The organism is Microvirga sp. 17 mud 1-3 (genome assembly GCF_003151255.1).
Lineage (GTDB): Bacteria > Pseudomonadota > Alphaproteobacteria > Rhizobiales > Beijerinckiaceae > Microvirga.
In genome coordinates, this window is record NZ_CP029481.1 from 1,236,098 (window position 1) to 1,256,055 (window position 19,958).

General features: G+C 64.6%; 17 protein-coding genes. 6 read left to right on the top strand and 11 right to left on the bottom strand.

From position 1 onward, the window contains the following. Window position 1 precedes the first annotated feature (1 nt). Window positions 2–520: a DedA family protein gene (locus C4E04_RS05810; protein WP_109595829.1), complete on the bottom strand. Its 519-nt coding sequence runs from the start codon at window positions 518–520 to the stop codon at window positions 2–4. 133 nt (window positions 521–653) lie between these two features. Here C4E04_RS05810 and pdxY point away from each other — a divergent pair, with 133 nt between their 5' ends. From pdxY to C4E04_RS05825, 3 genes are read left to right on the top strand one after another with little or no spacing between them, the layout of a single operon-like run. Next, window positions 654–1,502 carry a pyridoxal kinase PdxY gene (pdxY, locus tag C4E04_RS05815; RefSeq protein WP_109595831.1) on the top strand — a complete coding sequence of 283 codons (849 nt, stop codon included), beginning with the start codon at window positions 654–656 and terminating at the stop codon, window positions 1,500–1,502. Window positions 1,503–1,505: 3 nt separating this feature from the next. Continuing rightward, window positions 1,506–2,411 (top strand): PhzF family phenazine biosynthesis protein, encoded by a 906-nt coding sequence (locus tag C4E04_RS05820; protein WP_109595833.1) that lies wholly within the window; start codon window positions 1,506–1,508, stop codon window positions 2,409–2,411. Further along, complete coding sequence (locus tag C4E04_RS05825; RefSeq protein WP_109595835.1) at window positions 2,408–3,160, top strand: NUDIX hydrolase; 753 nt, start codon at window positions 2,408–2,410, stop codon at window positions 3,158–3,160. Before C4E04_RS05820 ends, C4E04_RS05825 begins: the two co-directional genes overlap by 4 nt. Here C4E04_RS05825 and C4E04_RS05830 read toward each other — a convergent pair. After that, window positions 3,126–3,458, bottom strand: coding sequence for a hypothetical protein (locus tag C4E04_RS05830; protein ID WP_109595837.1), 333 nt, complete (start codon window positions 3,456–3,458; stop codon window positions 3,126–3,128). The genes C4E04_RS05825 and C4E04_RS05830 overlap by 35 nt on opposite strands. Before the next feature lie 617 nt (window positions 3,459–4,075). Between C4E04_RS05830 and C4E04_RS05835 the strand changes: the two genes are divergently transcribed. Continuing rightward, on the top strand, window positions 4,076–5,638 hold the full coding sequence (locus C4E04_RS05835; protein ID WP_109600817.1) for a 2-isopropylmalate synthase: 1,563 nt from the start codon (window positions 4,076–4,078) through the stop codon (window positions 5,636–5,638). 545 nt (window positions 5,639–6,183) lie between these two features. Here the strand turns inward: C4E04_RS05835 and C4E04_RS05840 are convergent. Continuing rightward, complete coding sequence (locus C4E04_RS05840) at window positions 6,184–7,905, bottom strand: AMP-binding protein (RefSeq protein WP_109595839.1); 1,722 nt, start codon at window positions 7,903–7,905, stop codon at window positions 6,184–6,186. A 186-nt stretch (window positions 7,906–8,091) separates the two neighbouring features. Between C4E04_RS05840 and C4E04_RS05845 the strand changes: the two genes are divergently transcribed. After that, complete coding sequence (locus C4E04_RS05845; protein ID WP_109595841.1) at window positions 8,092–8,511, top strand: DUF2267 domain-containing protein; 420 nt, start codon at window positions 8,092–8,094, stop codon at window positions 8,509–8,511. Window positions 8,512–8,550: 39 nt separating this feature from the next. Here C4E04_RS05845 and C4E04_RS05850 read toward each other — a convergent pair whose 3' ends face one another. The 5 genes from C4E04_RS05850 to carB form a co-directional block, all read right to left on the bottom strand. Then, on the bottom strand, window positions 8,551–10,590 hold the full coding sequence (locus C4E04_RS05850) for an elongation factor G (RefSeq protein ID WP_109595843.1): 2,040 nt from the start codon (window positions 10,588–10,590) through the stop codon (window positions 8,551–8,553). 175 nt (window positions 10,591–10,765) lie between these two features. After that, window positions 10,766–11,239, bottom strand: coding sequence for a DUF992 domain-containing protein (locus C4E04_RS05855; RefSeq protein ID WP_109595845.1), 474 nt, complete (start codon window positions 11,237–11,239; stop codon window positions 10,766–10,768). 112 nt (window positions 11,240–11,351) lie between these two features. Then, complete coding sequence (locus tag C4E04_RS05860) at window positions 11,352–11,876, bottom strand: hypothetical protein (protein ID WP_109595847.1); 525 nt, start codon at window positions 11,874–11,876, stop codon at window positions 11,352–11,354. A 37-nt stretch (window positions 11,877–11,913) separates the two neighbouring features. Then, window positions 11,914–12,387 carry a transcription elongation factor GreA gene (gene greA / locus C4E04_RS05865; protein ID WP_109595849.1) on the bottom strand — a complete coding sequence of 158 codons (474 nt, stop codon included), beginning with the start codon at window positions 12,385–12,387 and terminating at the stop codon, window positions 11,914–11,916. 104 nt (window positions 12,388–12,491) lie between these two features. Then, complete coding sequence (carB, locus tag C4E04_RS05870) at window positions 12,492–15,962, bottom strand: carbamoyl-phosphate synthase large subunit (RefSeq protein ID WP_109595851.1); 3,471 nt, start codon at window positions 15,960–15,962, stop codon at window positions 12,492–12,494. 397 nt (window positions 15,963–16,359) lie between these two features. Here carB and C4E04_RS05875 point away from each other — a divergent pair, with 397 nt between their 5' ends. Then, entirely contained in the window at window positions 16,360–16,752 is a 393-nt protein-coding gene (locus tag C4E04_RS05875) for a GtrA family protein (RefSeq protein WP_245416247.1), read from the top strand. A gap of 24 nt (window positions 16,753–16,776) precedes the next feature. Here C4E04_RS05875 and C4E04_RS21615 read toward each other — a convergent pair whose 3' ends face one another. From C4E04_RS21615 to C4E04_RS05890, 3 genes are all read right to left on the bottom strand, one after another. Next, entirely contained in the window at window positions 16,777–18,507 is a 1,731-nt protein-coding gene (locus tag C4E04_RS21615; protein WP_109595853.1) for a cadherin domain-containing protein, read from the bottom strand. A gap of 113 nt (window positions 18,508–18,620) precedes the next feature. After that, entirely contained in the window at window positions 18,621–19,343 is a 723-nt protein-coding gene (locus C4E04_RS05885; RefSeq protein ID WP_109595855.1) for a class I SAM-dependent methyltransferase, read from the bottom strand. A 57-nt stretch (window positions 19,344–19,400) separates the two neighbouring features. After that, window positions 19,401–19,958 carry a cupin domain-containing protein gene (locus C4E04_RS05890; RefSeq protein ID WP_109595857.1) on the bottom strand — a complete coding sequence of 186 codons (558 nt, stop codon included), beginning with the start codon at window positions 19,956–19,958 and terminating at the stop codon, window positions 19,401–19,403.

The following is a 19,958-nucleotide window of genomic DNA, read 5'->3' on the forward strand; positions in this document are numbered from 1 at the left end:
GTCAGAAGAACCTTTGTGCCAGTCCGGCGCCCGGAGCGAGGAGGAGAAAGCCCCAGACGAGGGCCGAGGCCAGGTTGGCGGACTGGAAGAGAACGGCCGGCATCAGGAAGATGCCGGAAATCAGAGGCACCACGGCCCGGGCGGGCCCGAAGAAGCGCCCGAGGAAGACCGCCCAGGGGCCGAACCGATCGAAGAACCGCTCTCCGCGTGCAACAAGGTCGGGCTTTCGAGACAGGGGCCAGATGCCGTAGGCGGCCGTCTTGTAGCGGCGCCCGATCGCGTAGGAAATCCAGTTGCCGAGGAAAGCACCCGTCACGGCGCCCGACCAGGCCTGCCAGAAAGGGATCTCGGCTGCGGCGATCATAAAACCCACGGCCACGATGATGGTGGTGGCCGGCAGCAGCAGGGACACGAAGGCGAGCGATTCGCCGAAGGTCAGGAGGCCGACGACCAGGGGCGCGAGCTCCCGATGGTCACGGATGAAGGCGAGAACGATTTGGGTTATTCCGTCCAGGTTCATGAAGCCTTTCCTAAGCCGCTTCCGGGATCCGCTGTCCGAGATGCGACGTTTCCGTGATCATTTCCATCACAGCCCGCGATTTGATGCGGGGAGAACGATGCGCTAACCGGAGGCGATCAGTGGGGCAAGAGCCATGAACGTTCTTTCGATCCAATCCCATGTCGCCTACGGCCATGTGGGCAATGCATCCGCGGTCTTCCCGATGCAGCGCCTCGGGGTCGAGGTCTGGCCCATCCACACGGTGCAGTTCTCCAACCATACGGGCTACGGCTCCTGGAAGGGTCGCGTCTTCGACGGCATGGCCATCGAGGAGCTTCTCGACGGCATCGCGGATCGCGGCGTCCTGTCCCGCTGCGACGGCGTTCTCTCGGGCTATATGGGCTCGTCCGATATCGGGACCGCGATCCTCTCGGCCGTCGCGCGGGTGCGCACCCTCAACCCGGACGCCCTCTATTGCTGCGATCCGGTCATCGGCGATGTGGGGCGGGGGATCTTCGTGCGGCCAGGCATTCCGGAATTCATGCGCGAGCAGGCGATCCCGGCCGCCGACATCATCACGCCGAATCAGTTCGAGCTGGATTTTCTCTCCGGGGTGACGACCGAGACCCTCGCATCCGTGAAGGAGGCCATTGCGGCCGTTCACCTCCTCGGGCCCAGGGTCGTGCTCTCCACGTCGATCCTGGTGCAAGAGACGCCGGAGGATTCCGTGGATCTCGTCGCCGGGGAGGGTGGGCGCTTCTGGCGCGTGCGCACGCCCCGGCTGTCCCTGAGCGTCAACGGGGCGGGCGATGCGATTGCGGCCCTGTTCTTCGTCCATTATGCCCGCACGCGCTCGGCCGCGAAGGCGCTGGAGGAGGCCTCAGCCTCGGTTTTCGGCCTTCTCAAACGGACCGAGGAGGCGGGCTCCCGCGAGATCCTGACCATCGCGGCGCAGGAAGAATTCGTAACCCCTACCTACCGTTTTCCGGCCGAGGAGATCTGACCGATGGCTCGTCGCTTCGTCACCCTGGACGTCTTCACGCGTCAGCTCCTTGCGGGCAACCCGCTCGCCGTCGTGCTCGACGCGCAGGGGCTCGACGACGGCGCGATGCAGGCCATCGCCCGGGAGTTCAACCTGTCCGAGACGGTCTTCGTCCTGCCGCCCGGCGATCCGCGCCAGCGGGCTGACATCCGCATCTTCACGCCGGCGCGGGAACTGCCCTTCGCGGGCCATCCCACGGTCGGCACGGCCGTCCTCCTCGCGCTCCTCGATCAGGAGGGCCAGCCCGGAGCGGTCGCGTTCGGCCTCAAGGAGAAGGTCGGCATCGTCCCCTGCGCGATCGAGATCGAAAGCGAGACTGAGGGACGGGCCCGGTTCAAGCTTCCGCGCCTGCCCTTCGCCTGGGGCGACGGCAAGGAGACGAGCGACTGCGCCTGGGCGCTCGGCCTCGACCCGACCGAGATCGGGTTCGAGCGCCACGTGCCGAGCCGCCACTCGGCGGGGGTTGCCTACGATCTCGTTCCGGTCGCGTCCCTCGATGCGCTCGCCCGCGCGAAGCCGCACGGCGAGGCCTTCGACCGGGCCTTCGGGGACAGCGACCATCCGGCTGCCTATGTCTATGCGCGCATGCCCGATGCGGAGGGCCTGCGCTTCCGGGCCCGGATGTTCGGTCCTGGAATGGGCGTTTCGGAGGATCCGGCGACCGGATCTGCGGCTGCGGCCTTCGCCGGGGCGCTGATGCAGTGTGAGCCCCTGGGCGACGGGGAGCATAACGTCGTGATTGAGCAGGGCGTCGAAATGGGGCGCCCGAGCGAGATCGCGCTCCAGCTCATCATCGCGAAGGGCGCGCTGGTCTCGGCGGAGATCGGCGGCCACGCGGTCCTCGTGAGCCGCGGCGAAATCCTCGCATGAAGCGCGAACTCACCATCACCCGCGTGGCACGGGTCGAGGCCGCGGCCAAGCCCTTCACATGGCGCTGGGCGGAGGAGAACCGGGAGGCCATCGCCGAGAACTGGCAGCGGCGCATTGCCGCCAAGCCCAAGATGTTCAACGGCCGGGTGCTGATGCTGAGCGACGTCTCGGTCACGCCGGAACTGGGCCGCAACACCTATTTCGAGACCGACTATGCCAATCTCGTCGCCTGGATCGACATGGGCCATCCGGACCCGACCGTAGCGAACGGCTTTGCCATGGCGGCCCTGCGCGGGGCGGACGGGGCCTTCATCTGCGGCGTCATGAGCCACGACACGGTGAACGGGGGGCGCGTCTATTTCCCGGCCGGGACGCCGGACCGCTCAGACATGCGGGCCGACGGCACCGTCGATCTTGCCACGAGCCTGACCCGGGAGCTCGCGGAAGAGACGGGCCTCACGGAAACGGACTACGGCATATCGGACGAATGGATCGTCATCGAGCGCTGGCCGGCCGTCGCCCTGATGCGCTACGCCACTTTACGCGTCCCGGCGGCGGAGGGCGCAGAGAGGATCCGCGCCACCATCGCCGCGCAGGATCAGGCGGAGCTCAGCGACGTGCGCATCATCCGCGGGGTAGAGGACATCGACCCGAAGACGATGCCTCTCTACCTGCAATCCTTCTTCCGCTGGAGTTTCTCGGCTGATCCGGCCCTCAGCGATAGCCGTACCGGGCTTTGGTCGCGTTGACCATGCGGATCGCCTCCGCGTCGCGGCCGGCCGCACAGGCGCCGCTCGCCTGATCCATTTCCCGCTCGACCCGGTTGTAGACCGACTGGTTCACATGGCCCATGGCCAGGTCGTTCCCCATGACGGCACGGTAGCGGTCGATCTCGCCCTTACAGCCGGCGCCGTCGGGCATGCGGAAGCTCGACGGGGTCACGTTGACCGAACCGGCGGACGGGACGGGCGCGGCAGTCTGGTTGCAGGCGGCAAGCGGCAGTGCCGCCAGGCCGGCAAGCCAGGCGGAACGGATGACACTCTTCATCAAAACGAACTCCCCTTGTGATTGGCCTTAAGGCTCCGCGTCCAATCTAGAGCATTGCGTCGGAAAGGGGATTCTCTCTGCCCATTCCGGCGTGGATACCGCCGCCCTTCCGGGACCGTTCCTCCGTCATTCCGGGGCGCCGCAGGCGAGCCCGGAACCCATAACCACCAGCGTGTCAGAATGAAGAGTTGCGAGAACCGCTGCGCTTTGTTCTGCACCGTCAGCGGTTATGGGTTCCGGGCCCGGCCAAAGGCCGTCCCGGAATGACAAGGGTGGCGCCCTGAAGGACGAGGCGCCAAGCGGGACGGATTCGTGCGCGGAAGCCCCAAGGAAGGTTTCGTTTGTTTCAACCGCTTGCCATCGGCAGCGAGCACCGCTACAAACGGCACGTCCGCGACGACGCGGATTCAGGAGGAATGGGTCGCCATGTCCATGGGCCCCCACATCGCCGGAACGAAGGGTGCCGCTCTCGCGGCCGGTTCCGCGCGCCTCCTTGGTCTCCTTCTCCTTAGTCGCCCCTGAGGGTCGGCTGGGCGCTGTCGCCTGGGCTCTCAGGGGTTCGTGATGAGGAACCAACCTAGAGCGCCGTGCCGCTCGCCCCGAGAAGGATGAATGTGATGACCGTTTCCCCCGCCGCCGGCTCCTCCAAGGACCGCGTTCTGATTTTCGACACCACCCTGCGCGACGGCGAGCAATGCCCCGGCGCCACCATGACGCTGGAAGAGAAGCTGGAAATGGCCGAGCTGCTCGACTCCATGGGCGTCGACATCATCGAGGCCGGCTTCCCCATCGCGTCGAACGGCGATTTCGAGGCCGTGTCGCTGATCGCCAAGCAGGTGAAGCGCGCGACCGTGGCGGGCCTCGCCCGCGCCATCTCGGCCGATATCGCTCGGGCCGGGGAGGCGGTACGCCACGCGGTCCGGCCGCGCATCCACACCTTCGTATCCACCTCGCCGATCCACCTGGCGCACCAGATGCGCAAGACCGAGGAAGAGGTTCTGGAGATCATCACCACGACGGTCGGCCAGGCCCGCAACCTGGTCGAGGATGTGGAATGGTCCGCCATGGACGCCACGCGCACCTCCATCGAGTATCTGTGCCGCTGCGTCGAGGCCGCGATCCGCGCCGGCGCCACCACCATCAACCTGCCCGATACAGTGGGCTATGCGACGCCCGACGAATACCGCGCCATGTTCCGCGCGGTGCGCGAGCGCGTGCCCAATGCCGACAAGGCGATCTTCTCGGCCCATTGCCACAACGACCTGGGCCTGGCGGTCGCGAACTCGCTGGCGGCGCTGGAGGGCGGCGTCCGCCAGATCGAGTGCACCATCAACGGCATCGGCGAGCGAGCCGGCAATGCGGCGCTGGAAGAGATCGTCATGGCGATCAAGACCCGCGGCGACGTGCTGCCCTACGAGACGGGGATCGAGTCCGCCATGCTGACCCGGGCCTCGAAGCTCGCCTCCGCCGCGACCTCGTTCCCGGTCCAGTACAACAAGGCCATCGTGGGCCGGAACGCCTTCGCGCACGAGAGCGGCATCCACCAGGACGGCATGCTCAAGCACGCCCAGACCTACGAGATCATGACGCCGGAGAGCGTCGGCGTCACCAAGACCAACCTTGTCATGGGCAAGCATTCCGGCCGCGCGGCTTTCCGCAACAAGCTGGAGGAGCTGGGCTACAAGCTCTCCGACAACCAGTTCCAGGACGCCTTCGAGCGCTTCAAGGATCTGGCCGACCGGAAGAAGCACGTTTACGACGAGGATATCGAGGCGCTGGTCGACCAGAAGATCGCGATGGCGCATGACCGCATCAAGCTGGTCTCCCTCTCGATCGTCGCCGGCACCCGTGGGCCGCAGCGCGCCACCATGAAGCTCCAGGTCGACGACCGCATCGTCACCGAGGAGCAGGAGGGCAACGGTCCGGTAGACGCCACCTTCAACGCCATCAAGGCTCTCGTGCCCCATGAGGCCGTGCTGGAGCTCTATCAGGTCCATGCGGTGACCGAGGGCACGGACGCGCAGGCCGAGGTCTCGGTGCGCCTCTCGGCGGATGACCGGAGCGTCACCTCCCGGGCCGCCGATCCGGACACGCTCGTGGCGTCGGCCCAAGCCTATCTCGGTGCCCTCAACAAGCTGATGAGCCGCGGCGCCCGTCTGCACGCCCAGGCGGCTGAGTAACGCCTCTCCCGTCTGCTTCGATCCGAGCTGCCTCCTGGCAGGAGGCAGCTCGGATTTGCATGCCCGTCGCGTCTACAGCATCGGACCCAAAAGTGGACCCACTTTTGGGTCCGATGCTTCTTCTCTGGGCTGGAGCATCGTTCGGGGCGGAAAACCGGGTCCACTTTTCGCTGACGCGGCCCTCTGGGTCCGCACGATGCTCTAGCGAAAAACCTGTCGCGGCCATGATCGTATCGCGTCCGCCCGGGTTTGTGGCCGGATCGAGGCCCCCATTTTCCGGCCACGCTGAATGGCTTGTGCCGATTCTGTCAGCTTGACGGCACAAGCCATGCACTTAGTGCAGCCCTTTCATGAGGCATGCTGCATTGCAAAAGGGCGCTTTGCAGCCGATATGAGCAGTGGCTGATTTCAACGCGGCACCGCTTCTTCCTCCCAGCGCTGCCGTGTCGGCCGTTCCCTCTGGAAGGTTTTGACAATTTGTCGGACCTCACTTTAGCCGGGCTTCGTGCCCGGCTTTTTTTTGCCCGCATGCCGGGAGGCGGCTCTCACTCCGCCTTCAGCTCATCCTCCTTGAGGATCCGCCGCAGGACCTTGCCGACATTGGATTTCGGCAGCGTCTCGCGAAACTCGATGCGGCGCGGCACTTTGTAGGCGGTCAGGTTCTCGCGGGCGAACTTTCGCAACTCCTCGGCCGTGAGCGAGGGGTCTTTACGCACCACGTAGGCAACAACGACTTCGCCGGAATGCTCGTCGGGCAGGCCGATGACGGCCGCTTCCATGACGCCGGGATGATGCGCGAGGGTATCCTCCACCTCGTTCGGATAGACGTTGAAGCCAGAGACAAGGATCATGTCCTTCATCCGGTCGACGATCTTCACCTGCCCGTCGGGCTGGAGAACGGCGACGTCGCCGGTGCGGAAGTAGCCGTCGGGCGTCATGACCTTCGCGGTCTCATCCGGCCGCTTCCAGTAGCCGGCCATGACCTGAGGACCCTTCACGCAAAGCTCGCCCCGCTCGCCGAACGGAACCGGCACGCCGTCCGTGGAGCGGATGGAGACGAGAGTGGACGGAACCGGATAGCCGATGGTGCCGGTGAATTCCTCGATGTCGAGCCGGTTGACGCAGACCACCGGGGACGTTTCCGACAGGCCGTAGCCTTCCACGATGGGCCGGCCCGACACCTCTTTCCACTTCTTGGCGACCGCCGCCTGGGTCGCCATGCCGCCGGCGACGGCGAAGACCAGCTGCGAGAAATCGACCTTTTCGATTCCCGGCGCATGAGCCAGGGCGTTGTAGAGCGTGTTGACGCCCGACATGAGCGTGATCCGCCGCGACTGCAGCGTCTTCACGAAGCCCGCAATGTCGCGCGGATTGGTGATGAGCAGCTGACACCCGCCGATCCGCGTCACCAGCATGGTGCAGACCGTCAGGCCGAAGATATGATAGAGCGGCAGGGCCGCCACCATCACGTGGTCATCACGCTCGCCGAAGAACGGGCGCATCCACGCCTCGCATTGCAGCACATTGGCCACGACGTTGCGATGGAGCAGCACGGCGCCCTTCGCGACGCCCGTGGTGCCGCCTGTATATTGCAGGAAGGCGTTGTCGTCGGGCGTGACGGCAACCGGCTCGAACCGTCGTGCGCGCCCTTCCGAGAGGACCGACTTGAAAGCGACGGCTTTCGGAAGCGAGAACGGCTTCACGCCCTTCTTCACGTAGCGCGAGACGAAGTTGACGATCGTTCCCTTGAGGCCGAGCAGGTCGCCCGGCGTGACGAGCACGATGCGCTCGATATGCACATGCGACAGCGCTTCCTGCACGGTCGATCCGAAATTCTCGAGCACGAACAGGAACCGGGCGCCCGCGTCCTCAGCCTGATGGGCGAATTCCCTGGCGGTGTAGAGAGGGTTGACGTTCACAACCGTGCCGCCGGCCATGAGGATTCCGAAGAGCACGGCCGGGTAGGCCATGACGTTCGGCATCATGATGGCGACCCGGTCGCCCTTGCGCAGACCCTGTCCCTGCAGCCAGGAAGCCACCGCCTCGGCGGCGCTGCCGAGCTCCGCATAGGTCATCCGCTTGCCAAAGCTGTCCGCCGCATATCGCGAGCCGTACTGGGCGACAGCGTCGCGGAACATATTGACCAGAGAGCCGACCTTCGCCTCGTCGATGGTCGCGGGAACGTTCGGCGGATAGGATTTCAGCCAGGGCATGGCGGTGGCTGCATCGGCACCTGCCGGGGCGGGCGCCGGGGTCGTGGCGTTCATTTATTTTCCTCCGCATGGTGCGGTTGCTTCGTGGGAGATGGCGTCTCCCTCCTGGGGCTTACCTTGGCGTGAGCGGCGGTCTTTGTCGATGGGCCCCGCCTTCCGTCGCAAGGCCAGACAGGCGTTGACAGAATGCGCTGCCGACGGCCACGTTCGGCAACGCACCAGATAGGGGGCGGTATCCGTATGACCATCCCGATGGAGCTTCAGCACGCGTCGGAGGATTTCGAGCGCTTCCTGCGCGATGCGAAGGAGCAGTCCGGCCTTGCGACCCGCAACCAGGTCTTCACGATGGTGCAGGGCGTCCTCCAGACCTTCCGCCGCCGTCTCGACGTGAGGGAGGCCCTGGCCTTCGCCGATGTGCTCCCGCCCATCCTGCGGGCGATCTTCGTGAGCGACTGGGATCTCGACGAGCCGAAGCGTCCGTTCGAGGATAGGGTCATCATGACCCGCGAGGTCCAGGCCCTGCGTCGGGACCACAATTTCTCGCCCGACACGGCGATCCGGGACGTGGCGGTGGCCTTGCGGAAGAATGTCGACGGCCCGGCCTTCGAGCGAGCCCTTGCGGCCCTTCCGACGGAGGCGTCCGAATTCTGGTGCGTCTGACGGATGGCCAGCGCGAGGCCGGCCATCCGCGTCTCGCGGCTAATGCGTCTTCTGCATGACGAGCTCGGCCGGGCGCCCGCTGAGCTCCGCCATGTGATCGAACCGGGTCGAGAAGGTGCCGACGCCCGCTGTGGCGGAGCGGAGCTCCACGATGAGGTCCCCGATCTCGGCTTCGGGGATCGTCGCGCTGATCACGTCCCAGCCCGACCAGCCGGGCCTTGCGTCGTAGCCAAGGATCTGACCCCGGCGGGACGTGACGAGGCCCGTCGCCTTGGACAGTGCCTCGCTCGGGATCGCGATCTCCACCGACAGCACGGGCTCCAACAGCACGGGCTTCGCCTTCGGCAAGGCCTCCGCCAAGGCGAGCTTCGCGGCGGCCTGGAAGGCGGCGTCGGAGGAATCGACCGTATGGTACGAGCCGTCCGTCAGCGTCACGGCGAGATCCACCACCGGGAAGCCGAGGGGGCCGCACCGGACGGCGTCGCGCGCGCCCGTTTCCACAGAGGGGATGTATTGGCGCGGCACCACGCCGCCGGTGATCTTGTCCTGGAAGGCGAAGCCCTCACCGCGGGGAAGCGGCCGGATCTCGATCATCACGTCGCCGAACTGGCCATGGCCGCCGGTCTGCTTGCGGTGCCGGCCCCGTGCCGCTGCGGGCGCGCGGATCGTCTCGCAATAGGAGATCCGGGGCCTGGACGTCTCGACGCCGACCTGGAACCGGGATGCGAGCTTCTCGACCGCGACCCGCAGATGCATCTCGCCCTGGCCGAGGAGCCGGATCTCCCCGATCTCGGGGCGGCTGTCGACGACGAGGGAGGGATCCTCCTCGGCGATCTTGGCGAGGGCGCCGGTGAGGCGCACGTCGTCCTTGCGGTCCTTCACCCGGATCGCGAGGGCGTAGACGGGCTCCGGCGGTGCGGTGGACAGGATCGCGTCCGGACGGGTCTTGCCAGTGCTGAAGCAATCCGCCGTCGCCAGATCCTCCAGCCGCCCGAAGCCGAGCGTCTCGCCGACCGAGGCCGTGTCCTTTCGGGTCGAGGCCGTCCCCACGAGGGTCAGGAGGCTGCCGATGCGGGCCTCGCCGCCCCGGGAGCCGATCACCGTGTCGCCCTCATGGAATTCGCCGCGCAGCACCCGGGCGACGGACAGTTTCCCGCCCTGACCGAGATGGAGGGTCTTCATGATCTGGGCGAGGGGCGCTCCCTCGTCGGGTACGCCGAGTCGGGCGCGGGTCTGTTCGAGGCCGGGAGCTTCGTGGCGCAGGGCCTTGAGGAGGCGCGTCACCCCGTTGCCGCGCTCGGCCGAGCCGATGAAGGCCGGCACCACATGCTGGTCTCTCAGCTCCCGGGCCAAATCGTCGAACACCCGGTCCCGCGGGGGCTCGATCTCGGAGATCAGGTCCTCCATCAGAGCGTCGTCGTAATCCGCCAGACGCTCCAGCATGGCGAAGCGCGCCTCGCGCTCGCGCGGAGCCTCGCCGCCCGGCATGTCGACCACCTCGCTCGGGGCGTGCTCGCGGTAGATGAAGGCGCGCTCGAGGGCGAGGTCGATGAAGCCGACCGCAATGCCGTCCTTCCAGATCGGGATCTGGCGCAGCAGCAGGGGCGTGCGAGAAGCCCGCTGGAGCAGCGCGAGGGTCTCGCGGATCCGCCGGGTCGCGGTGTCGATCTTGTTGATGAACAAGAAACGCGGAATGTCCGCTTCCTCGAGCTCGCGCAGGATGACTTCGAGGGCTGGAATCTTGCGCTCGTCCGCCTCGCAGACGACGATCGCCGCATCGCAGGCCGGGACGACATTACGCATTTCGTGCAGGAACTCGGTGGAGCCGGGGCAATCCACGAAGGTCATGGTCTCGCCGAGGAAGGTCGCGGTCGCGACGTTGGGCTCGACGCTCATGGCGTGGGCGCGGGCCTCCGGGCTCGCATCGCCGACGCTGTCACCATTGGTTACCTGGCCCGATCGCCCGATCGTGCCGGTTCGCTCCAGGATCGCTTCGAGGAGAGTTGTCTTGCCGCTCTGGAACGGGCCGACGATGGCGATGCATCGCGGGCCCTTCGATCCTCTGCCGTTGGGTGCCATGAGAGTCTCCTTCCTGCCCCCATCAGCGCGCTCTTGCCGGCCGCGTCGGGAAGGATGCTCTGCCTGTCCGTCGCCATTGGCAAGGACTTTTCCGGAAAGCGGCCGAAGTGAGCCATTCCAGGAACGGCAACGGCCGGGCTTGAAACCCGGCCGAGGGAAGGGGGATGGAGACGGATTATCGCGCCGAGCGGAGCTCCAGGTCGCCGACCCCGAGGGCGAAGTTCAGGCCGGTCTGGCCGCTGACCGACACGGGCTGAAGCGCGATGGAGCGGTTGGACCCGCCGACCAGGACATTGGCGCCGAGACCGGCGCCGACGGTGGCCTCGGCGGTCGCGCCCACATAGCTGCCTGCCAGGGAGCCGCGCACTGGCCGGCCTTGAGCGAAGACTGCCCAGGTGATGACCCCGCGCCCGGTGGCGCCCACGTCCAGGCCGAACTTGCGAATGACGCCCACATAGTGCTCTGCCGGCCCGCGGCGGGGGCGGAACGTGCAGGCGGTGCTCTTCTGAGATGTCAGGATCAGGCCGATCCCGCCCGACACGTTACAGGTCAGGACCCCGGCCCGGACCCGGCTCTGGGCCTGTGCCTCCCCGATGCCGGTCGAGGCGACCAGCACCAGGGCTGCGGCGAGTGAGGCGGTGCGAAGCATGACGGATCTCCCGGAAGAGCTTGGCTATATCAGGCGATCAACGGTCCAGGCGGAACGATGTTCCATCCGCTCAGGAGGATATCCCGGGGGATGATGCTCCACGGTGCCGCCGTTAGCTGATCAGCTGCCGCCGCAGCCAGAGCACGTAGTTGCGGGCGATCTCGATCGCGCGGCCCGGCTCGTCCGGGTCGACGATGCTCCGGTTGACCTGAAGGACCGCGAGCTGAGGGTGCCGGGCCAGGATCTCGCCCTTCGGGCCCAGGGCGAGTGCCTCGCCGTCGAGGGAATCCGTTCCGCCTCCGCCACCGCCCCCGCCGTTCCGCCAATGCTCGCCCCCGCCACCGGGGGAGGGGGTCAGGAAGAGGCCGGTCAGGCGGACCACGAGACGGGGTCCACGCGGGTCGATGCGATCCGCGAAGGAGATGCGGAGCTGGTCGAGAGCCGCCGCCGCGATGAGATCCGCGAAGGGGCCAAGCTGCTTCGCCCGCAGAACGCTCACATCCACGGCAAAGGAGGAGAAATATTGCGGGAAGGGCTGGGTAGACCTGAAGAGTTGGGCCCGGGCGGGCGCCGTGGCACTGCCCAGGGCCATTCCGGCCAGTCCGATCAGAAGGGAACGGCGGGAGAGGGGGAGCATGGAGGCGTTTCCCGTTTCACACTCCCCTTCATATGGGTCAGCCGAACCGGACGCCCACGACCTCGTAGGATTTTCCGCCGCCGGGGGTCGTGACCTCCACGGTGTCGCCCACGGTCTTGCCCATGAGGGCGCGGGCAATGGGGGACGAGATCGAGACCCGGCCCGAGCGCACGTCGGCCTCCGGATCGCCGACGATCTGATACGTCTTTTCCTCTTCCGTATCCTCGTCCACCAGCTTCACCGTGGCGCCGAACTTGATCCGGTCGCCCGAGAGCTTGGCGATGTCAATGACTTCCGCTCGGGAAATCAGGCTCTCCAGCTCCAGAATCCGGCCCTCGTTGAGGGATTGGGCCTCCTTGGCGGCATGGTATTCGGCGTTCTCCGACAGATCGCCCAGCGCGCGGGCCTCCGCAATCGCCTGGATGATCCGGGGGCGTTCGACCTGCTGCCGGTGCTTGAGCTCTTCCTCGAGCGCCGCAAAACCCTTGATCGTCAGAGGGACCTTGTCCATCATTCGTCTCGTCTAAAAAGAGGTGCGAGGCCGCCGTTGCCGACGCCCTCGCTCATCAACGAAAACTTCCGTGAAGCTTCGCAGTTCAGATTGTCGCCCGGGCGTCAGGCGAAGTAATCCTGGAGTGCCCGGACCTCGAGATCGCCGCCGAGATAGGCTTTGATGCCCTCGGCCGCCGCGATCGCTCCTGCAAGAGTGGTGTAGTAGGGCACCTTATGCAAGAGGGCAGCCTGTCGGAGGCTGCGGGAATCCGAGAGAGCGCCGGCCCCCTCGGTGGTGTTGAAGACCAGCTGGATATCGCCGTTCTTGATGGCGTCCACCACGTGCGGACGGCCCTCCAGCACCTTGTTGATCCGCGTCGCCTTGACGCCGTTTTCCTCAAGGAATTTCTGGGTGCCGCCGGTCGCAACCACCTGGAAACCGATCTCCTGGAGCATCAGGACCGTCGGCAGGATGCGCGACTTGTCCGAGTCGCGCACCGACACGAACACGGTCCCGGTCTTCGGAACCTGGCTGCCTGCGCCGAGCTGGCTCTTGGCAAAGGCCACACCGAAGCCCCGGTCGAGGCCGATGACCTCGCCGGTGGAGCGCATCTCGGGCCCCAGCAGCACGTCCACGCCCGGGAAGCGCGCGAACGGGAACACCGCTTCCTTGACGCCGATATGGGGCAGTTCCTTCGGGGTGAGCCCGAACGTGTCCAGGCTCTCGCCGGCCATGATCCGGGCCGCGATCTTGGCGATGGGCTCGCCGATGACCTTGGCCACGAAGGGCACCGTCCGCGAGGCGCGCGGGTTGACCTCCAGCACGTAGATCTCGCCGTCCTTGATGGCGTATTGCACGTTCATCAGGCCGCCCACGTCGAGGGCGAGCGCCAGGGCCTTGGTCTGGCGCTCCAGCTCGGCGATGATCTCAGGCGCGAGCGAACGAGGCGGCAGGGAGCAGGCGGAATCGCCCGAATGGATGCCCGCCTCCTCGATGTGCTCCATGATGCCGGCGATGAAGGTATCCCGGCCGTCGCAGAGGCAGTCTACGTCCACCTCGATGGCATCCGACAGATAGCGGTCGAAGAGGAGCGGGTTCTTGCCCAGGACCGTGTTGATCTGCCCGGTCTTGTCGTTGGGGTAGCGCGCCTTGATGTCGGACGGGATCAGGCTCGGCAGGGTGCCCAGCAGATAATCCTCGAACTGCGCCTCGTCGCGGATGATCGCCATGGCGCGGCCGCCGAGCACGTAGGACGGGCGCACCACGAAGGGCAGGCCGAGATCGGCCGCGATCAGCCGGCTCTGCTCCACCGAATAGGCGATGCCGTTCTTGGGTTGCTTGAGGTGGAGCTTGTCGAGCAGGCGCTTGAACCGGTCCCGGTCCTCCGCGAGGTCGATGGCGTCCGGCGAGGTGCCGAGGATCGGCACGTCCGCCTCCTCCAGGGCGCGGGCGAGCTTCAGGGGCGTCTGGCCGCCGAACTGGACGATGACCCCGTGGAGCGTGCCCTTCTGGCGCTCGGTCTCGATGATCTCGAGCACGTCCTCTTGGGTCAGGGGCTCGAAATAGAGCCGGTCGGACGTGTCGTAGTCGGTCGAGACCGTCTCCGGGTTGCAGTTGACCATGATGGTCTCATAGCCCGCGTCCTTGAGGGCGAAGCAGGCATGGCAGCAGCAATAATCGAACTCGATGCCCTGGCCGATCCGGTTCGGGCCGCCGCCGAGGATGATGACCTTCTTCCGGTCCGAGGGGTTGGCCTCGTCGGCCGGCTGGCCCGCGAAGGGCGCCGCATAGGTCGAGTACATGTAGGCGGTGGGCGAGGCGAATTCGGCCGCGCAGGTATCGATGCGCTTGAAGACCGGGCGCACGGCGAGCGAGCGGCGCAAGGTCCGCACCTCGGCCTCGGACTTTCCGGCGAGCACCGCGAGGCGGGCATCCGAGAAGCCCATGGCCTTGAGGTGGCGGAAGGCGCCGGGGGTCTGCGGCAGGCCGTGGGCCTTCACCTTGGCTTCCAGATCCACGATGGCCTGGAGCTGCTCCAGGAACCAGCGGTCGATCTTGCAGCTCTCGTACACTTCGTCGTGGCTGACCCCGAGGCGCAGGGCCTGGGCGACCTTGAGGAGCCGGTCCGGCGTCGGGGTGCCGAGCGCCGCCTTGATGGCGTTCTTGTCGTCGCCCTTGCCGAGCCCCTCGATCTCGATCTCGTCGAGGCCCGTGAGGCCGGTCTCTAGCGACCGCAGCGCCTTCTGGAGGGATTCGGGCAGGGTGCGGCCGATAGCCATGGCCTCGCCCACCGACTTCATGGCGGTGGTGAGCGTCGGCTCGGCACCGGGGAATTTCTCGAAGGCGAAGCGTGGGATCTTGGTGACCACGTAGTCGATGGTCGGCTCGAAGGAGGCCGGGGTCACGCCGCCCGTGATGTCGTTGGCGATCTCGTCCATCGTGTAGCCGACCGCGAGCTTGGCCGCCACCTTGGCGATGGGGAAGCCCGTGGCCTTGGAGGCCAGCGCCGAGGAGCGCGACACGCGCGGGTTCATCTCGATCACGATCATGCGGCCGTTCTGCGGGTTGACCGCGAACTGCACGTTCGACCCGCCGGTCTCGACGCCGATCTCGCGCAGGACCGCCAGCGAGGCGTCGCGCATGATCTGGTATTCCTTGTCAGTCAGCGTGAGGGCAGGGGCGACCGTGATGGAATCGCCCGTATGGACACCCATCGGGTCGATGTTCTCGATGGAGCAGACGATGATGCAGTTATCCGCCTTGTCGCGGACGACCTCCATCTCGTACTCCTTCCAGCCGAGCACGCTCTCCTCGATCAGAACTTCGTTGGTGGGCGAGGCATCGAGGCCGCGCTCCACGATGTCGAGGAATTCATCCCGGTTATAGGCGATGCCGCCGCCCGTGCCGCCCATGGTGAAGGAGGGGCGGATGATGGCCGGCAGGCCGACCTCGGCCAGCGCGAGGAGCGCTTCGCCCATGGCGTGCTCCTGGTAGCGCTTGCGCCGGTCGTTCTCGGCAGCATTCCACTTGAGCTCATAGGCCGCGACCATCCGCTTCTTATCGCCCGGATGGATGTCGAGGGCCTCAAGGCGCGCGAGCTCGGCCAGATAGGCGTCCCGGTCGGCCTTCTTGAGGGCGGAGGCGTTGGCGAGGCGCGATTTCGGGGTGTCGAGGCCGATTTTGGTCATGGCCTCGCGGAAGAGCTGGCGGTCCTCCGCCTTGTCGATGGCCTCGGCCGTGGCGCCGATCATCTCGACGCCGAACTTGTCGAGCACGCCCATCTTCTTGAGCGAGAGGGCACAGTTCAGCGCGGTCTGGCCGCCCATGGTCGGCAGCAGGGCGTCGGGGCGCTCCTTCTCGATGATCTTGGCGACGATCTCGGGGGTGATCGGCTCCACATAGGTGGCGTCTGCCAGGTCCGGATCGGTCATGATCGTCGCCGGGTTCGAGTTCACCAGGACGATTCGGTAGCCTTCCTCCTTCAGGGCCTTGCAGGCCTGTGTCCCCGAGTAATCGAACTCACAGGCCTGCCCGATGATGATCGGGCCGGCGCCGATGATGAGGATGGAGGAGATGTCTGTCCGTTTCGGCATTGGGCCACCCAGGCGTATCCAGCCGCGCGGCCGTAAGGTACGGCGCTTCGAGCGCAGCTGGCATGGTGTCGGATTGAAGGTTGAGAGAGGCTCTTACACGGCCTTCCCCCGTAAAGAAAGGGGCAAGGTCAAGGAACGAACAGGAGTCGCTGTGCTGCCTTCCGCCTCTCTCCGGCAGGAAGAGGGGGATGGGCCACCGAGGGATCGCCCACGACAGAGGCGTGGCGCGACGGAATTCCCTTCCCACCGCAAGTCGGGTGTTCCCGACTTGCGGTGGGGAGCGGATCTCGGGAACACCCGAGATCCGCGGGAGGAGAGTAGCGCCGCACGTCCCGGGAATGACCGGGGTGACATTGTCGGGCGTGACCCGGCGACCGGGAGACGGTAAGGGGAGGGGGTGAAAACCTTGTCCGTTCATCGCCTTGCCCGCCAGTTCGTCGCCTTCTTCGGCGTCGGCGTGGCGGCGGCCGTCGTGCATTACGGGCTCCTGATCGGCCTGGTAGAGGGCCTTGGAAGCCATCCGGTGCCGGCGACGCTCGCCGGCTACATCGCCGGCGGGCTCGTGTCATACGTCCTCAACCGGAAACACACCTACGAGAGCAGCCGCCCCCACCGGGAGGCCACCTGGCGCTTCGCCCTGGTGGCCCTCGTGGGCTTCCTGCTGACCTGGGGCTTCATGTATCTCTTCACGGTCCGGCTGGGCGCCCCCTATCTGGCCGCCCAGCTCGTCACCACCGGCATCGTCATGCTCTGGAGCTTCCTGGCCCACAAGGCGTGGACGTTTGCGTGAAAGCCCTTCCAGGCAGGCATATCGTCAGATGACCATGAAGTCGTGATAGGTCATCTTGAGGCCCTTCTTCAGCGTGGCAATCTCGACTGCCTTGTGACTGCCCGAGCCATCGGAATCATAGAAAAGCACGCCCTTCTTGTTGTCGTAGATCAGGTAATCGTTCTTGTCCTTGGCCTTGGAGCCGAGGGTGAAGAAGCCCTTGTTGAGCTTACCCGGCTTTGTCTCCGTGCCCTTGCCGAGCTTGGCCATGTACTTATTGTCGAGCCAGATCGTGTCGTCCTTCACGGAAAAGTCCGTGATCTTGTCCATATTGGCCTTGCTGGGCTTGGTGTTGAACACGAAAATGTCCTTGCCCGCCCCGCCGGTCAGCACATCCTTGCCCAACCCGCCATAGAGCTGATCCTCATTTGCACCTCCATTCAATAAATCATTTCCAGAATTCCCCAATAGCTTATCATTTCCAATGCCTCCCATAAGCTTGTCGGAAGAATTATATCCGAATATAAACTCACCAATTACGTCTGTTACTTCCAAAATGATTGATGTTTTGCTATATCCGCCACGGCCGTCGCGAGCTGATATTTCGATCATATACGAGGATTGCTGCTCAAAATCTAACCGACCATTGAGAATAAGTCGGTCACCCTCGATGCGGAATAAGCCACCGTAGTTGTCGGTGAGGCTAAAGCTCAGTTTGTCGCTATCCGAGTCAGCAGCACTGATAGTACCGATTACGGACCCGGGAAAGGTAGACTCATTTATCCTATGGTTGGAAAGAGACGGTGAAGTAGGTGTATGATTCCCGCTAGGTGGAACATCGCCGCTTTGTGGTCCATTTATGGCTTCAATAACTATTGAGACGTTGCTTGTTTGTCCTCCCTTATCTACTACCCAAACATTGACTTCATCGTTGTAAATAGAATTCGGACCGCGAACAATCTCTACATGCTGCAGAATATAGTCGGCAGCTTCTGGAGGTGCATCGTTATTGAATCCAAAGAATAGATTTGAATGTGCGCGGTCATAGGATAGCTCTGAAAAATTTCCTATTTCCTTTCCATCCCAGTAAATCTGATATCCATCGGAATTACCTTTTATAAATTCCATGCGATCGCTGGGTAGAAATCGAAGCTTGTCAATTTGACTAGATGTTTGAACACGAATCTGTCTGATAGTGCCTTGGTCATCCGATACATGAGCGTTGTTTCCGGAATCAAGGTACGCTGTTTGATTTGGGGGGACGAGCTTGTGCTCGTCGGAAAAATTGGAAAGAACAGGAGCTGGATTTATCGTTTCGATCCCAGTGTCATCTATAACTTTGTCGTAACCTGACAGATGCGCCTTAGTCCGGTTCTCTTGGGTAAGTGTTCCAAAATAACGTAAAGTATCCGACTTGTTAGAAAATGCATCTGTGTAAGCAAATGAAGATGGATTGTTAGTATAAACCGTTACGCCTGGAGACGTTTTTATTGGCCACGTCTCTACAATTGTCTTCCCTCGTAGATCAATAGTATCACCAGTGACTTGAAGATATGTATACCAAGTTCCATGAAATGAGGAAATACTATCAAATTGGCTGCTCGTCAGGATGACATTGGCACTGCTTTGTGCCGTAATCGTTGGGTAGCCGCTGAGCGTTGCCTTAGTGAAATCAAAATATGATCCGCTGCCTCCTAGGAGATTAAGAGTTTCAGTGCCGTTGCCAATGAAAGTGTTTCCCGGCACTTGATCGGCTGTTATTGTTTTCGTCGCCATTGCTGTCCCTGTGCGCCACTATGTAAAAGTGGGGAACCAAATTATTTCATTCTTTATAACATAACAATATGCAGTAGGAGACGGGTTTTGGTATCTCTCATTGCTGCGATCAATTATTCGCGGTTGAAGCTATGCTGGCCAGCAGCTGACGCAATCCGCGCCACGAACGTCATGCGTGCCGGGTTGTGCCCGAGATTGCGCTCCGCCCGGTCGGTGCGGAAGCCCGCCTCGCTCAGGATCTCGATCATCTCGGCCTCGCCGTAATGCGACAGGCCGATCTCGTCGCGGATCTTCCGGTAGTCCGAGAGGGCCGTACGGGCGAGGCCGCGCAGGGCGGCGGTCAGGAACCCTCCCTGCCAGGCGAAGGAGAGGAGCGCCTTCGCGTCGGTGGCGGGGCTCACATCCGGAGGAATCACGTCGGCAAGCACCAGCCGTCCCGTGTCCTTGAGCTTGCCGCGCCAGAGCCGCAGCAGCGCGCGCAGGTCGTCCAGGGAGAGGTATTGCAGGAGCGAATTGACCACGATCAGGTCGAGGGAGGCATCCTCTACGTCGGGAAGATCCTCGGGGGCCAGAATCGTCACCTTCGGGTTGGCACCAAGCCGCTCCCGGAGCCTGTCGCGCACCAGCGGGGCGCCGTCGCACAGGAAGAGGTGGCCGCAGCGGGCCGCGACCCGGTCTGCGAACAGGGCCTCGCCGCAGCCATGATCCAGCACCCGCGCCTCGGGCGAGGTGATCAGGCCGATGATCTCATTGGCCACGAGCCGATAATGCAGGAGCTTATGGCGCTCGCTGGCATAGATCGGCGTGTCCTGGTTCCAGTAATCCCGCCAGTTCATGACGGGAGTCCTAGAGCATCGGCCCGAAAAGTGGAATGGACTTTCGGAATCGGGGCGTCAGCGGCTCTCGGTCCACAGCTTCGTCAGCGGACCGTCGGCTCCGTCCACCGGGTCCATGTCCGGCAGTGGCACCTGGGCGATGCGCCGGCGGGCCTCGGCGGCCGCGTTCGGATCGCCGCGAAGGGTGTCGTAGTCGTTGCCGTTCGGGTAGGCGCCGACGACGAGGAGCCCATCGCCGCCATCGATCAGCGCATGACCGACCCCGGCCGGGATAACCACCACGTCTCCGGCCGTGAGGGCGACGATCTCCCCGCTCTCGCCGCCAAAGCGGACGCGTGCGGAGCCTGCTGCGATGCCCAGCACCTCATGGGAGGTGGAATGGTAATGATGGTAGTCGAAGATGCCGTTGCGCCAGGAATTGGTCCAGCCGTTCCGGCGGAAGGTGGTCTCGAAGGCTTTGGCCGGATTGTCCGCGGAGGGCGAAATGGCGCCCCGCCGCACGATCAGCGGCAGGGCGTTGTTGGGGATGATGCCGTCATCCGCGAAGACGAAGGTCTCCGTCCCAAGCGGCGCGTTGTAGGCGTGAGGGGCGCCGTATCCTTTCGCTTCGGTCAT

Coding starts and splice junctions, on each gene's coding strand:
- C4E04_RS05810 (WP_109595829.1), bottom strand. CDS start 520: ATGAACCTGGACGGAATAACCCAAATCGTTCTCGCCTTCATCCGTGAC.
- pdxY (WP_109595831.1), top strand. CDS start 654: ATGAACGTTCTTTCGATCCAATCCCATGTCGCCTACGGCCATGTGGGC.
- C4E04_RS05820 (WP_109595833.1), top strand. CDS start 1,506: ATGGCTCGTCGCTTCGTCACCCTGGACGTCTTCACGCGTCAGCTCCTT.
- C4E04_RS05825 (WP_109595835.1), top strand. CDS start 2,408: ATGAAGCGCGAACTCACCATCACCCGCGTGGCACGGGTCGAGGCCGCG.
- C4E04_RS05830 (WP_109595837.1), bottom strand. CDS start 3,458: ATGAAGAGTGTCATCCGTTCCGCCTGGCTTGCCGGCCTGGCGGCACTG.
- C4E04_RS05835 (WP_109600817.1), top strand. CDS start 4,076: ATGACCGTTTCCCCCGCCGCCGGCTCCTCCAAGGACCGCGTTCTGATT.
- C4E04_RS05840 (WP_109595839.1), bottom strand. CDS start 7,905: ATGAACGCCACGACCCCGGCGCCCGCCCCGGCAGGTGCCGATGCAGCC.
- C4E04_RS05845 (WP_109595841.1), top strand. CDS start 8,092: ATGACCATCCCGATGGAGCTTCAGCACGCGTCGGAGGATTTCGAGCGC.
- C4E04_RS05850 (WP_109595843.1), bottom strand. CDS start 10,590: ATGGCACCCAACGGCAGAGGATCGAAGGGCCCGCGATGCATCGCCATC.
- C4E04_RS05855 (WP_109595845.1), bottom strand. CDS start 11,239: ATGCTTCGCACCGCCTCACTCGCCGCAGCCCTGGTGCTGGTCGCCTCG.
- C4E04_RS05860 (WP_109595847.1), bottom strand. CDS start 11,876: ATGCTCCCCCTCTCCCGCCGTTCCCTTCTGATCGGACTGGCCGGAATG.
- greA (WP_109595849.1), bottom strand. CDS start 12,387: ATGGACAAGGTCCCTCTGACGATCAAGGGTTTTGCGGCGCTCGAGGAA.
- carB (WP_109595851.1), bottom strand. CDS start 15,962: ATGCCGAAACGGACAGACATCTCCTCCATCCTCATCATCGGCGCCGGC.
- C4E04_RS21615 (WP_109595853.1), bottom strand. CDS start 18,507: ATGGCGACGAAAACAATAACAGCCGATCAAGTGCCGGGAAACACTTTC.
- C4E04_RS05885 (WP_109595855.1), bottom strand. CDS start 19,343: ATGAACTGGCGGGATTACTGGAACCAGGACACGCCGATCTATGCCAGC.
- C4E04_RS05890 (WP_109595857.1), bottom strand. CDS start 19,958: ATGACCGAAGCGAAAGGATACGGCGCCCCTCACGCCTACAACGCGCCG.